This is a genomic window from Microbulbifer elongatus (genome assembly GCF_021165935.1).
Classification (GTDB): domain Bacteria; phylum Pseudomonadota; class Gammaproteobacteria; order Pseudomonadales; family Cellvibrionaceae; genus Microbulbifer; species Microbulbifer elongatus.
In genome coordinates, this window is sequence record NZ_CP088953.1 from 3,969,545 (window position 1) to 3,983,856 (window position 14,312).

7 protein-coding genes and 1 pseudogene are annotated in these 14,312 nt (G+C 58.9%); all 8 read left to right on the top strand.

Annotated features, from left to right (window positions below; translation table 11 throughout):
- Positions 1 to 89: 89 nt before the first annotated feature.
- The 8 genes and pseudogenes from LRR79_RS16340 (at position 90) to moeA (ending at position 14,292) form a co-directional block, all read left to right on the top strand.
- On the top strand, positions 90 to 1,166 hold the full coding sequence (locus tag LRR79_RS16340; RefSeq protein WP_231758223.1) for a CmpA/NrtA family ABC transporter substrate-binding protein: 1,077 nt from the start codon (positions 90 to 92) through the stop codon (positions 1,164 to 1,166).
- A 470-nt stretch (positions 1,167 to 1,636) separates the two neighbouring features.
- Positions 1,637 to 2,831: pseudogene (locus LRR79_RS16345) on the top strand (MFS transporter).
- Between the two features lie 60 nt (positions 2,832 to 2,891).
- On the top strand, positions 2,892 to 4,358 hold the full coding sequence (locus tag LRR79_RS16350; RefSeq protein WP_231758224.1) for a NarK family nitrate/nitrite MFS transporter: 1,467 nt from the start codon (positions 2,892 to 2,894) through the stop codon (positions 4,356 to 4,358).
- Positions 4,359 to 4,659: 301 nt separating this feature from the next.
- The gene (locus LRR79_RS16355; protein WP_231758225.1) at positions 4,660 to 6,408 is read left to right on the top strand and encodes a bifunctional protein-serine/threonine kinase/phosphatase; all 1,749 of its coding nucleotides are present in this window, start codon (positions 4,660 to 4,662) and stop codon (positions 6,406 to 6,408) included.
- A gap of 368 nt (positions 6,409 to 6,776) precedes the next feature.
- On the top strand, positions 6,777 to 9,305 hold the full coding sequence (gene nirB / locus LRR79_RS16360) for a nitrite reductase large subunit NirB (RefSeq protein WP_231758226.1): 2,529 nt from the start codon (positions 6,777 to 6,779) through the stop codon (positions 9,303 to 9,305).
- 276 nt (positions 9,306 to 9,581) lie between these two features.
- Positions 9,582 to 9,938 carry a nitrite reductase small subunit NirD gene (gene nirD / locus LRR79_RS16365; RefSeq protein ID WP_231758227.1) on the top strand — a complete coding sequence of 119 codons (357 nt, stop codon included), beginning with the start codon at positions 9,582 to 9,584 and terminating at the stop codon, positions 9,936 to 9,938.
- Between the two features lie 24 nt (positions 9,939 to 9,962).
- Entirely contained in the window at positions 9,963 to 12,665 is a 2,703-nt protein-coding gene (locus LRR79_RS16370; protein WP_231758228.1) for a nitrate reductase, read from the top strand.
- Positions 12,666 to 13,038: 373 nt separating this feature from the next.
- Complete coding sequence (gene moeA, locus LRR79_RS16375) at positions 13,039 to 14,292, top strand: molybdopterin molybdotransferase MoeA (RefSeq protein ID WP_231758229.1); 1,254 nt, start codon at positions 13,039 to 13,041, stop codon at positions 14,290 to 14,292.
- The last annotated feature ends 20 nt before the right edge of the window (positions 14,293 to 14,312 follow it).

Sequence of the window (14,312 nt, forward strand, 5' to 3'; positions counted from 1 at the left end):
CGATGGGTACGCGCACAAGCGCATGCCGCCGTACACCTGAAATGATTACCGAGACGAACTACAGAGACGAATTACAGAGACAACGCACCGTGAGCAGCCTGCAAGCCGAAAAGCCAAACCTGAAACTTCTCTACCTGCGCCTCACCGACAGCGCACCATTGATTATTGCCCGCGAGCTGGGCCTGTTTGAGCGCTATGGAATGAACGTGGAACTGCAGCGGGAAACCTCCTGGGCCACCCTGCGGGACAAACTGATCGGCGGTGCCGCTGACGCCGCCGCCATGCTGGCGCCCATGCCCCTGACCCTGAAACAGACCCTGCCCCACTGTGAGGAAGAACTGCTGAGCGGTCTGATTCTGAGCTGCAACGGCAACGGCATTACCCTGTCGAGATCTCTTCACGACCAACTGCAACCCGCAACCAGCGATGCCATCGGCACCGCGCTCAAACAATTTATCTTCCGCCGGACTGAAGGGGATACGCCACTGACGTTTGCCAGTGTCTACCCGTTTGCCAGTCACACGCTGCAATTGCGTCATTGGCTGAGTCATGCCGGTATCAACCCGGATAGCGACGTGCGCCTGCTGGTGCTGCCGCCGGAGCAGATGGTGGACCATTTGCGCCGTGGGGATATCGACGGCTTCTGCGTGGGGGAGCCCTGGAATACCCTGGCGGTGCAGGAAGGTATCGGTATTATTGCCACACCCAGCAACACGCTGATGCCGGCAATGCCGGAAAAAGTACTGGCGGTCACCCGCAGCTGGCACGACACCAATCCGGCCACCCACCTGGCCCTGCGCGCCGCCCTGCTGGAAGCCTGCGGCTGGCTGAGCGATCGCGACCACCGCCGGGATGCGATCGGCATTCTGGCCCGGGCCGACTACCTCGACCTGCCCGAAGACACCGTCGCCGCCTCCCTGAATGATCAGCTGCTGCACCCCGAGGGCCCGGTACAGAATACCGGCTGGCACCTGTTCGCCCACCCGCAATCAGACCACGGCCGCCCCACGGAGAAAAAAGCCCGCGAACTACTGGCGCTGTGCAATGAAATTGCACCCGTGGATACCAACACCGCGCAACTGTTCTGCGCAGACTTATACCAGCAGACTCTGGACTATCTCCGCCACCAACAGGTCGCAACGCCGAGACAGGCTCGCACCGTCTGATCCCGCACAGCATCGCCCACCCCCGGTGCACAAGTGTGCATTGGGGGCACGCTGCACCCCAAAACGGGGCGACCACCTACCCGCTGGCCCAGGACCAGCCGCCCGGGCTGGCTATTTCGTGAAGCGCGGAGAACGTCTATCCGCCCAACCCCGCCCCTGGCGCCCCACAAAACCTCACCCTCCCGCACCACAATCGCGACGCTGCCCAAAAATGGCACAGTTATTGAATACCTATTTATGTGCGCTCAACGCCGCGGGATAAAAAACAACAGACCCGAGCCAGACTCGGGCAGAGCCCAACGCTGAAGTCACTAGCGCCAGTTCTCACTGAGAAACCATAGCGAAACCGAAATTCAGGACAGCGAAGTCCACCGGCGGCAGCCAGCTGCGCCCGTGGGCTTTTTTTGTGTCTGCGATTTGGCCCCGCCACCGCAAACCCAGCTGCTCCGATGAGAGAATTAGAGTTACCGATGTCCGAACACAGTCAATCCGAACGCCTGAACCTGTTGTCGTTCACCGGCAATGTCAAAATCCTGCACATGACCTGGCTGGCCTTTTTCCTGTGCTTCTTTGCCTGGTTCAGCCACGCCCCGCTGCTGATGGCCATCGCCGAGAGCCTGGCACTGACCCCGGACCAAGTAAAAACCCTGCTGATCCTGAACGTGGCACTGACCATTCCCGCGCGCATGATCATCGGCATGCTGACGGACAAATACGGCCCGCGCCTCACCTTCTCCGCGCTGCTCGCCATCGGCAGTATTCCCTGTTTCGTGTTTGCCCTCGCGGATAGTTTTGTACAGGCGGCCATCGCACGCTTTTTTATGGGCTTTATCGGTGCCGGCTTTGTGATCGGTATCCGTATGGTGTCCGAGTGGTTCCCGGCCCGCCACCTGGGCACCGCGGAAGGTGTCTACGGTGGCTGGGGCAACTTCGGCTCCGCTGCCGGCGCCATTCTGCTGCCGTCCCTCGCACTGATGTTTGGCGGTGACTCTTTAGGAACCGAGGGCTGGCGCTACGCCATCGGCCTCACCGGCGTAATCGCGCTGCTGTACAGCGTGGTCTACTACAACAGCGTGACCGATACCCCCAAGGGCTCCACCTATTTTAAGCCGAAAAAAATCGGCGCGATGGAAGTCACCAGCAGCGGCGATTTTTTCCTGCTGCTGTTTATGAAGCTGCCCATGTACGGCGCCCTGGCGCTGCTGACCTGGAAACTGTCGCCGGCGGAAGTGGGCCTGCTGAGCCCGTTCTGGACCTACGCCATCTACTCAGCCCTCGCCGGACTTTATCTGCTGGAGCTAAAGAAAACCTGGAGCATTAACCGGGAGATTTTCACCAATCCACCGGCGCCGATTCACCGTTACAAATTCAAACAGGTGGCGATTCTAAATCTGTTGTACTTCGCCACCTTCGGTTCCGAGCTGGCGGTGATCTCCATAGCGCCGCCTCACCGGCCAGATTGCCGGTATGACCGGTGCCTACGGCAATGTGGGCGCGGTATTTTTTCTGACGGTGCTGACCCTGGTGGATTATCAGACGTTTTTCCTGGTGATCGCCGGCACCGCGGTTTTCAGTTTTATTATTTTGTTGCTGATGGAAGAGCCGGAAGGCCATATGGTAGAGGTGATGCCGGACGGCAGTGTCTCCCTGATCGATGTCGCCTGAGCTTCTCCACTTCGGGTATCCAGCAACAGAAAAAAGTTTCATAACTAACGGGATAAGACCATGTCCAGTGATTCTTTAAATCTGTTTTCCTTTAAAGGAAAGATCCGGGTGCTGCACCTGACCTGGATTGCTTTCTTTATTACCTTTTTTGCCTGGTTCAACCACGCACCGCTGTTGATGGCGATTGCCGGCAGCCTGTCGCTCACCTCGGACCAGGTAAAGACGCTGCTGATCCTGAACGTGGCGTTGACGATTCCCGCGCGGGTCATTATCGGGATGCTGACCGATAAATACGGCCCGCGCCTGACTTATTCCCTGTTGCTGGCCGTTGGCAGTATCCCCTGCTTTATATTCGCGCTGGCCGACAGTTTTACCGCGGCGGCCATCGGCCGATTCCTGCTGGGCTTTATCGGTGCCGGCTTTGTGATTGGTATCCGCATGGTGTCCGAGTGGTTCCCGGCCAAGCAGCTGGGCACCGCGGAAGGTATCTACGGGGGCTGGGGCAACTTCGGCTCTGCCGCCGGCGCCATGACCCTGCCAACCATTGCGCTGTTGTTCGGTGGTGAGGATGGCTGGCGCTACGCCATCGGTATTACCGGTGCGATTGCCCTGGTGTACAGCGTGATTTACTACCGCTCGGTGACCGATACGCCCAAAGGTGGCACCTATTTCAAGCCGAAGAAAATCGGTGGCATGGAGGTTTCCAGCCCATCCGACTTTGTGCTGCTTTTGATCATGAAGGTGCCCATGTACGCGGCGCTGGCGCTGCTGACCTGGAAGCTGTCTCCAGCGGGCGTGGGCATGCTGGCGATGCCGGTGGCGATCGTGATTTATGTTTCCCTGGTCGCCCTGTATGTGTTTGATGCGAAGAAGTGCTACGACATCAACAAAGAGATTTTCGTGAAGTTGCCGGAGCCTATTCACCGCTACAAGTTCAAGCAGGTTGCGGTGCTGAATATTCTGTACTTTGCGACCTTCGGTTCCGAGCTTGCGGTGATTTCCATGCTGCCGCTGTTTTTCTCGGAGACCTTTACCCTGGATCCGGTGAAGGCGGGCCTGCTGGCTTCGGCCTACGCGTTTATGAACCTGATGTCGCGCCCGGCAGGTGGTCTGATCAGTGATCGGTTTGGGCGCAAGAGTACGCTGCTGATTCTGACGGCGGGTCTGGCGCTGGGTTATCTGACCATGAGCATGATTGATGCGGAATGGCCGCTTTATCTGGCGGTGGCTGCGGCGATGGCGTGCTCTTTCTTTGTGCAATCCGGTGAGGGGGCGGTGTTTGCGGTGGTGCCGCTGATCAAGCGTCGTCTGACCGGGCAGATTGCGGGGATGACCGGTGCTTACGGGAATGTGGGTGCGGTGTTTTACCTGACGATTCTGAGTATGGTTTCTTACCAGACGTTCTTCCTGGTGATCGCGGGTACGGCGGTGCTTGGATTTGTTACGCTGCTGTTCCTGGAGGAGCCGGAAGGTCAGATGGCGGAAGTCATGCCTGATGGTAGTGTTTCTTTGATCGACGTAGCGTAATTCTTGAATGCCGTCATGCCGGACTCGATCCGGCATCCAGCTTCGTAGCACTGGATTCCGGGTCAGGCCCGGAATGACGAGAGGGGCGAATTCAGGCCCTCAAATCACAAAAACCGTCATGCCGGACTTGATCCGGCATCCAGCTTCGTAGCTCTGGATTCCGGGTCAAGCCCGGAATGACGAGAGGGGCGAATTCAGGCCCTCAAATCATAAAAACCGTCATGCCGGACTTGATCCGGCATCCAGCTTCGTAGCTCTGGATTCCGGGTCAAGCCCGGAATGACGAGAGGAGCAAACCACTTTGAACACCACCTGCAAAACCATCACCGTGCCCGATTCCGACCAACAGGCCTCCAATTCCGAGAACCTGGAATTTGCCACCGCCACCGAGTGTGGGCAGAGCGCCTACAACGACGATGCGGTTGCAGTCTATCGGGCCACCGGGAGTGATCTGCGGTATCGCGGTTCCCTGGCGGCGATTGCCGATGGGGTGGGCAGCGCGGAGGCCGGGGGTGCGGCGGCGCGGGCGGCGGTGAGCGGGTTTATTTCCGATTATTACAGTACACCGGATTCCTGGTCGGTGAAGCAGGCGGCGGCGCGGGTTTTACATGCACTGAATGGTTGGCTGTACCGGCAGAGCGGTGGGGCGGATGAGGTGCAGCGGGGTTGGTTGACGACCTTTTCTGCAGTGGTGCTGAAGGGCTCTACGGCGCACCTGATTCATATCGGGGATTCGCGGATTTACCGGCTGCGGGATGGCAACCTTGAGTGTCTGACTCGGGACCACAGTCGCACGCTGGGGCCGGGGCGGACGTTTTTGAGTCGCGCACTGGGGATGGATGCGCATATCGAGGTGGATTACCGGCAGGAGCCACTGGAAGCCGGCGATCTGTTTTGTGTGACCACCGATGGCATTCACGATTTTCTGCCCACTAAGCAGTTCAAACAGCTGCTTGAAGCGCACCAGCTGGAGGCGGCGCAGCCATTGATGGCGGCGGCGCTGGATAATGGCAGTAAGGACAATCTGAGCCTGGCGCTGTGCCGGGTGAATGTGCTGGATTCTTTAGAGGCGGACGATGTGATGCTGGCGACAAGCCAGCTGCCCTTTCCGCCGCCGCTGCAGCCGGGTAACAAGATCGACGGTTACGAGGTGCTGCAGGAGCTGCACGCGAGTAGCCGCAGTTATCTGTACCTGGTGCGGGATATGGAATCCGACGAGCTGCGCGCTTTGAAGGCGCCGTCGGAAAATTTCAGTGACGACCCGGCTTATATCGAGCGGTTTATCGCCGAGGAATGGACCGGGCGCCGGCTGGAGCATCCGGCCATTGTGAAGGTGTTCCCGCCGCGCAAGGAGCGCAAGTTCCTGTACCACGTGATGGAGTATGTGGACGGACAGAATCTGCGTCAGTGGATGCAGTTGAATCCGGAACCGCCGCTGGATCAGGTGCGCAATCTGGTGCAGCAGCTGGTGAGCGCCCTGCGCCGCCTGCAACGGCTGGAAATCGTGCACGGGGATCTGAAGCCGGAAAATATCATGGTGGATTCCAGCGGTCGCCTGAAACTGATCGATCTCGGCGGCGCCAATGCAGCGGGGCTGCAGGAGCTGCTGCGCTATCAGGACAGTGCACCACCGGGCAGCAAGAATTATTGCGCACCGGAGTACTTCTTCGGCGATGCCGCCAGCCACCGCTCGGATATTTTTTCGCTCGGGGTCATCGCCTACGAGATGCTCACCGGGCACTACCCCTATAAAGAGCGCTTTGGCAGCAACCACTATCAACTGAAGCACTACGCCAGCCTGCGCTACCGCAGTGCGAGCCGGCAACGGGAGGACATTCCGGACTGGATCGACGGCGCCCTGCGCCGCGCCTGCGCACCGGACCCGAAGAACCGCTACCCGGCACTGTCGGAATTCGTGCACGACCTCAGCACCCCCAACAAGCGGTTCGATACCACAGAGAAGCCGCCGCTGATGGAGCGCAACCCGCTGCTGTTCTGGCAGACGGTGGCGGTGCTGGCGATTCTTTCGCACCTGCTGTATTTCCTGTAACTGGCAAGCCTCGAAGCGCGCCCTGTATAAGAGCCAGTCGGGCTGTCTCCTACGGAGCAGTTGTCTTCAAGCCCCGCCATGGGGCAAGCAACCTGTACGCGCACCAATTTAACGCGCCCGCCCAGGCACTATCGCCAATAAACCGCACAAACCCTGTGGTTTCCCCGCCCCTCCCAACGCTCGCTGCCACCTGCAAGAGTTGGCACAGAGATTGAATACCTATAGTCACAATCCGAAATTCTTTTAGCAAGGCAACGGCGCCTGACACTCTTCGACAGAAGAGGGGACGCCCGTGCAGCCGCAAGCTAACCCGGCCCTTCCCCCAGCTTTCCTTCTGTCGAACGCATCAGGTTCAAACGGCAGAGATTATGGTTAAGCAAAAAATCGTCGTCATCGGCAACGGCATGGTGGGTCACCACTTCCTCGAACAACTGGCCAATCGTCCCGAGCGGGAAATGTTTGATGTGCTGGTATTCTGCGCCGAACCCCGCCCCGCCTACGATCGGGTACACCTCTCTGAATACTTCGGCGGTCGCACCGCCGACGACCTGGCCATGGGCAAGGTGGAACAGTACCGCGAATGGGGCTACGACCTGCGCCTGAACGATGCCGCCGTGGGTATCGATCGCGAAAACAAGGTTGTCACTTCCGCTAGCGGCGCTACCGAAGCCTACGATCATCTGATTCTGGCTACAGGTTCTTATCCGTTTGTCCCGCCAATCCCCGGTCACGAGCATGACAAGTGCTTTGTATACCGCACCATCGAAGACCTGGACAAAATCCAGGCTGCGGCCAAAGAAGGCAAGGTGGGTGTGGTAGTCGGTGGAGGTCTGCTGGGCCTGGAAGCGGCCAACGCACTCAAGCAACTGGGCCTAGAAGCCCACGTGGTGGAATTCGCCCCCGGTCTGATGTCGGTTCAGCTGGACGAAGGCGGCTCCAAACTGCTGCGGGAAAAAATTGAAGAGCTGGGTGTGACCGTACACACCAGCACCGCCACCGAGCTGATCGAAGAAGTGGACGGCGGCCGCCTGCGTATGAACTTCAAAGGCGATAAGTCCCTGGATACCGACCTGATCGTATTCTCCGCCGGCATCCGCCCGGAAGACAGCCTGGCCAAATCCGCCGGTATCGAACTGGGCGAGCGCGGCGGTATCGTGATCGACAACACCTGCCGCACTTCCGACAAGAATATTTTCGCCATCGGCGAATGTGCCCTGTTCAACAACTTTATCTACGGCCTGGTCGCCCCCGGCTACACCATGGCGCGCACCGCGGTTTCCCTGCTGTGTGGCGAAGCGGCAGAATTCAATGGCGCGGACATGAGCACCAAGCTGAAGCTGCTGGGCGTGGAAGTCGGCTCCATCGGCGACGCCCACGGGCGCGCGGAAGGCTCGGCGGCGATCACGTTCGTAGACGAGCAGACCGGCGTGTACAAGCGCATGATTACCGACAGCGAAGGCAAAAAGCTGCGCGGTGCGGTACTGGTGGGCGACACCGGCGACTACGACACCCTGCTGCAATACCACCTGAACGATATGGATCTGCCGGAGCACCCGGAGCAACTGATCCTGCCGGCACTGGATGGCGCGGCCCCGGCGTTGGGTGCCGATGCACTGCCGGACACCGCCACCATCTGTTCCTGTCACAACGTGAGCAAGGGCGATATCGTCGGCGCGGTACAGGGCGGCTGTTGTTCGGTGGGTGAAGTCAAAGACTGCACCAAGGCGGCCACGGGTTGTGGCGGCTGTGCAGCGCTACTGAAAAACGTCGTCGATACCGAGCTGGCGGCCCTAGGTGTGGAGGTCAACAACGATCTGTGCCCGCACTTCCCTTACACCCGCCAGGAAATTTTCCATATGGTGCAGGTGGAGGAAATCAAAACCTTCGACGAGCTACTGCACAAGCACGGTACCGGCAAGGGTTGTGAAATCTGTAAACCCACCGCAGCTTCCATTTTCGCCTCCCTGTGGAATGAGCATATCCATGAGAAGCCCCACGTTGGGCTGCAGGATACCAACGATACCTTTATGGCGAATATGCAGAAAAATGGTACCTATTCTGTAGTGCCCCGTGTACCAGGTGGTGAGATCACCCCGGACAAGCTGATTGTGCTGGGACAGGTGGCGAAGAAATACGATCTGTACACCAAGATTACCGGCGGTCAGCGGGTGGACCTGTTTGGTGCGCGACTGGAGGAGTTGCCGGAGATCTGGCGCGAGTTGATCGATGCGGGCTTTGAGACGGGCCACGCGTACGGTAAGTCCCTGCGGACAGTGAAGTCCTGTGTGGGTTCTACCTGGTGCCGCTTCGGGGTGCAGGACAGTGTGGGCATGGCGCTGACGGTGGAGAACCGTTACAAGGGTCTGCGTTCGCCGCACAAGATCAAGATGGCGGTTTCCGGGTGTACCCGTGAGTGTGCGGAGGCTCAGAGTAAAGATATTGGTGTGATTGCCACCGAGAATGGTTGGAATCTGTTTGTCTGCGGTAACGGCGGTATGCGCCCGCGCCATGCGGATCTGTTTGCGACGGACCTGGATGATGTGACGCTGATTAAATATATCGACCGGATTCTGATGTTCTATGTGCGCACGGCGGATAAGTTGCAACGGACTTCGGTGTGGCTGGAGAACCTGGAGGGCGGTCTGGATTACCTGCGTGAGGTGGTGATCGAGGACAAGCTGGGTATCTGCGAGGAGCTGGAGCGCCAGATGGGCCATGTGGTTGGCACTTACCAGTGTGAGTGGAAAACCGCGATCAACGATCCGGAAATGGTCAAGCGCTTCCGTCAGTTTGTGAACACCGACGAGAAAGACGAGAAAATCGTGTTCGTGGAAGAGCGCGAACAACGCCGTCCTGCAACCCAGGAAGAGATCGTCAAGATTGCCGAGCCGGCTTAAGTTTTTTCCCGGCCCGGTGGCGGCGAGTCACCGGGAGCGGGTTTTCAGGACCGCTGTGAACCCATCCATGGGCGCTGCGGCGCAAACATCCTGTTTGCGACGCTCCTGAAAACCCGCACCCGGCGCCTCGCCTTCACAGCGAACTAATTTACTCCGCCCCACGTCATTCCGGCGCAGGGCCTGTGCCGGACTTGATCCAGTACCGGAATCCAGCCCACCGAAGCTGGAATAGAACACAAGTTTTACGAATATCACCACCATTAGTGGAGAACCAGAATGAGCGAAGTTGCCATAACCCGCACCGAGTGGCTGCAAGTCTGCAAGCGATCAGATCTTGTAGCCAATTCCGGAGTGTGTGCTCTTGTGGGCGATCGTCAGGTTGCCCTGTTTTTTTTACCCGACCAGGAACCCCAGCTGTACGCCATCGATAACTGGGACCCTGTCGCCAATGCGGGCGTGATCGGCCGCGGCCTTGTGGCGGAGATTGACGGTGAGCTGACCGTTGCCTCGCCGCTGTACAAGCAGCACTACCGCCTAAGCGACGGCCAGTGCCTGGAACAGGAAGAGCTGAAACTGGAGACCTTTCCCGTTGCCTTTGAGGGTGATGAAGTTCTGATTCAGGTCGATCCGTAAAACAAAGAAAATAAGCAGTCGAAGATGGCATTAACAGAACTGTTCAGCGCCCACAGATCCTGTACCACCTGCCCTTATTGCGGGGTGGGTTGTGGGGTGGCGGCGACGCGGGAGTCCAGTCCGGGCGGTGGTGAAGATGTGATCCGCATTGAGGGGGATCAGCAGCATCCGGCCAACAGAGGTAAGCTGTGCGTTAAGGGTTCGTCCCTGGCAGATACCCTCGGCAATCGCGGGCGTCTGTTAAAGCCACAGTTGCACGGCGAGGAATGCGACTGGGAGACGGCAATGGAATTTGCCGCGTCCCGACTGCGTGAGACCATTGAGGAGCACGGGCCGGATTCGGTGGCATTTTACCTGTCCGGTCAATTGCTGACGGAAGACTATTACGTTGCCAACAAGCTGATGAAGGGATTTATCGGCACGGCCAATGTGGATACCAATTCTCGCCTGTGTATGTCCTCCGCGGTGGCCGCTTACAAACGCGCCCTGGGTGCGGATGCGGTGCCGTGTAATTACGAGGATCTGGACGAGGCGGAGCTGGTGGTTTTGATCGGTTCCAATGCTGCCTGGACCCACCCGATTCTGTTTCAGCGGATGCAGGCGGCGAATGCCAAACTGGTGGTGGTAGACCCCCGCGGCAGTGCCACCAGTGAAATGGCGGATATGCATCTGGCAATTACGCCGGGTAGCGACGCAGCGCTGTTCAATGGCCTGCTGCACTACCTCACCGAGTATGGTGCCCTGGATCAGGCATTCATTGATAGCCACACGGAAAACTTTACCGACACCCTCTACGCCGCGGCGGAGTGGACGCCGGAAAAGGTGGCGGAGTATTGCAGTGTGCCGCTGGATCAACTGCTCGAGTTTTACGCACTGTTCCGCACCACTGAAAAAACCGTCAGTTTTTATTCCCAGGGCGTCAACCAGTCCAGCACCGGCACCGATAAGAACAACACCATTATCAACTGCCACCTGGCCACCGGACGCATCGGCAAACCCGGCTGCGGGCCCTTCTCCATCACCGGCCAGCCCAATGCCATGGGTGGACGCGAGGTGGGTGGTCTGGCGAATATGCTCGCCGCGCATATGGATTTTACCGAAGATAATATTGACCGCGTGGGTCGCTTCTGGAATGCCAGCAAGATGGCACAGGGGCCGGGCCTGAAGGCGGTGGATCTGTTTAACGCGGTGGAGAGCGGCCAGATCAAGGCGGTGTGGATCATGGCTACCAACCCGGCGGTGAGTATGCCGGACGCGCGCCGTGTGGCTGCGGCGCTGAAGAAATGCCCTACCGTGATTGTTTCCGACTGTGTGGGCGATACCGACACCGCGCGCACCGCCGACCTGCTACTGCCCGCGACCACCTGGGGAGAAAAGACCGGCACCGTCACCAATTCCGAGCGCCGCATCTCCCGGCAGAAAAGCTTCCTGCCCAAGCCCGGTGAGGCCCGCCACGACTGGGAAATCATCTGCGATGTCGCCAAACGCCTGGGCTTTGCCGAAGCGTTCGATTTTGAGTCCCCCGCGGACATCTTTCGCGAACACGCCGCGCTTTCCGGTTTTGAAAACAACCGCGATCAGGCCCGCCGCGCCTTCGATATTTCCGCGCTGGCGAGTATCAGCGATCAGGAATACGACCTCTTTACTCCGGTGCAGTGGCCGGTCAATGCCAAACATCCCAATGGCACCGCGCGCCTGTTCAGCGACGGCGATTTCTATACGCCCAATGGCCGCGCCCGCTTTGTGGCGGTCCAGCCCCAGTGCCCGAAACAGGAAACCCGCGACGAATTCCCGCTGGTACTGAACAGCGGCCGTTTACGGGATCAGTGGCACACCATGACCCGCACCGGCCGCGCGCGCAAACTGCTGGATCACAGCGAAGCGCCGGAACTGCACGTACACCCGCAGGAAGCATCAAAGTTCGGTATCGAAGATGCACAACTGGTGCGCGTGGAAAGCGAAAAAGGTCAGTTCTTCGGCCGCGCCCGGGTTACCCCCAGCCAGAAGCCCGGCCAGCTGTTTGCCCCCATCCACTGGAGCGACAGCCTCGCCCACAACGCCACCGTCAGCGCCCTGGCCATCCCCTTCACCGACCCCTTCTCCGGCCAGCCGGGACTGAAGCAGGTAGCGGTCAACATCGAACCCCTGTCAGCCCACAGCTACGCCTGCCTGCTACTGCGCAGCAAAGCCGCAGAAGAACTCCACAGCCGTTTGCAGGCAGGCGACACGCAACTGTTCGAAACCATTCTGCACTGGTACCGGGTGCCGGTGGAGGGCGGTTACCGGTTCGAACTGGCGTTAAAAAAACAGCCGGACTGGCAATCTGTGGCAGACAAGCTGTTCAACCTGAGCGGCAAATCACTCAATCGCAAGCAACTGCAACTGCCCAGCGGTGAACGCTGGCTGTTGCACAGTGAAGAAATGGAGTTGCTGGTCTTCACCAGCGCCGACTGGCAGGGGCTGCCGGATCGCAAAACCCTGGAAAACGCCCTGCAAGAGCCTTTACCAGATGCCCCCGCGAAACTCTTACACGACGTCCCCGCCGGCGCGCAGATGGTATGTACCTGCCTGCAGGTTTCCCGCAAGGAAATCGAAGCGGCGATTGCCGAGGGTGCGGCGTCCGTTGATGAACTGGGTGAACTGCTGGGATGTGGTACCAACTGTGGTTCCTGTAAGCCGGAAATTTCAGCGTTGCTGAATACCAATCTTGCAGTCGCCGTAGGATAAATGGTGGATGCGCTGCGCTTATCCACCCTACGGTATGGGGGTCGTAGAAATACCTCAGTAGGGTGGATAAGCGCAGCGCATCCACCCTCACCGTCATGCCGGACCTGGTCCGGCATCCAGCTTCGTAGTCCTGGGTTCCGGGTCGAGCCCGGAATGACGGGAGAACGGTAGATCAACCGGTAAGTACGATATACCTACTCTCACGCTCTATCACCGTCATGCCGGACCTGATCTGGCATCCAGCTTCGTAGCCCTGGATTCCGGGTCGAGCCCGGAATGACGATCGCGTTAACAATCCTCTCTCAGCACTTGGCAATTCCCATCCAGCCCAGCTATCTTCTCGACCAAACAGACAAGATCCAAGGCAAGAACAATGACTGATGCCTGTGCAGAAAATGGCCTGCGTTCCGTAGACGTGGCCAAGCAGATGCTGATCGACAGCATCCACCCCGTCTCTGCGACCGAAACCATCCCATTAAGTCAGGCCTGTGGTCGCGTACTGGCGGCGCCGGTACAGGCCACCCTCGACCTCCCCCCCTGCGACAATTCCGCCATGGACGGTTACGCCCTCAGCGGCGACCGTGACAGCTACACCATTATCGGCAAAAGCCTCGCCGGCCATCCGTTCGAGGGCACCCTCAAGGCTGGGGAGGCCATCCGAATCACCACCGGCGCCGCCGTTCCCACGGGCGCCGACCGCGTACAGATGCAGGAAAACTGCACTTTAGATGGCGACCAGCTCACCATGAACCGCCCCGCCAAACCCGGCGAAAATATTCGCCGCCGCGGCGAAGACGTCCACACCGGCCAGAGCCTCGTGCCCGTGGGCTCCAAAATCAAAGTACCCCACATTGCATTACTAGCCGGCGCAGGCGTTGCGGAAGTCACGGTAGTGTGCAAACTCAAAGCCGCCCTGCTCTCGATTGGCGACGAACTGAAACCCATCGGCACCCCGGCATCCGAGCTGGGCGATGGTGATATCTACGATAGCAATCGCATTGCACTGCAGGCCGCGCTGGAACAACTGGATGTGGATATTCTGGATCTTGGCTGCTGGCCAGACCAGCCGGAAAAAATCCGCGAGGCATTTACCAAAGCCCGCGACAATGCCGACTTTGTCATTACCAGCGGTGGCGTCTCGGTGGGTGAGGCCGATTTCACCAAAACCGTATTACAGGAACTGGGTGAAATCGGTTTCTGGAAACTCGCCATCAAACCTGGCAAACCCTTCGCCTTCGGCCGCCTGCCCAGAGCCGAGAGGGAAACGCTGTTCTTCGGCCTGCCGGGCAACCCGGTTTCCGCCATCGTCACCCTGTACCAGCTGGTGGTACCCGCTCTCGAAAAACTGCGTGGCACCGCTGAACAGTTCCGTCGGCCTCCTTTGCAGGTTCGCGCAAGGCTGCTGAACGATATCCGCAAGCGTCCTGGGCGCACGGATTATCAACGCGGCTTTACCTATCGCGATGAGGATGGGATTCAGGTGGTGGAGACCCGTGGTATTCAGGGGAGTCATATTCTTTCCGGCTTTGCGGCGGCGAACTGTTTTGTTGTATTGCCTCGGGAAGGTGGGGATTGTGAGACCGGGGACTGGGTTACTGTGGAGCCCTTTTCTGCTCCTTTGATCTAGTTTGGTGGTTACGAGTAAGC

Bases quoted from the DNA above. Each gene is read 5' to 3' on its own strand.
- LRR79_RS16350 (WP_231758224.1), top strand. From the start codon at position 2,892: ATGTCCAGTGATTCTTTAAATCTGTTTTCCTTTAAAGGAAAGATCCGG.
- LRR79_RS16370 (WP_231758228.1), top strand. From the start codon at position 9,963: ATGGCATTAACAGAACTGTTCAGCGCCCACAGATCCTGTACCACCTGC.
- nirD (WP_231758227.1), top strand. From the start codon at position 9,582: ATGAGCGAAGTTGCCATAACCCGCACCGAGTGGCTGCAAGTCTGCAAG.
- nirB (WP_231758226.1), top strand. From the start codon at position 6,777: ATGGTTAAGCAAAAAATCGTCGTCATCGGCAACGGCATGGTGGGTCAC.
- moeA (WP_231758229.1), top strand. From the start codon at position 13,039: ATGACTGATGCCTGTGCAGAAAATGGCCTGCGTTCCGTAGACGTGGCC.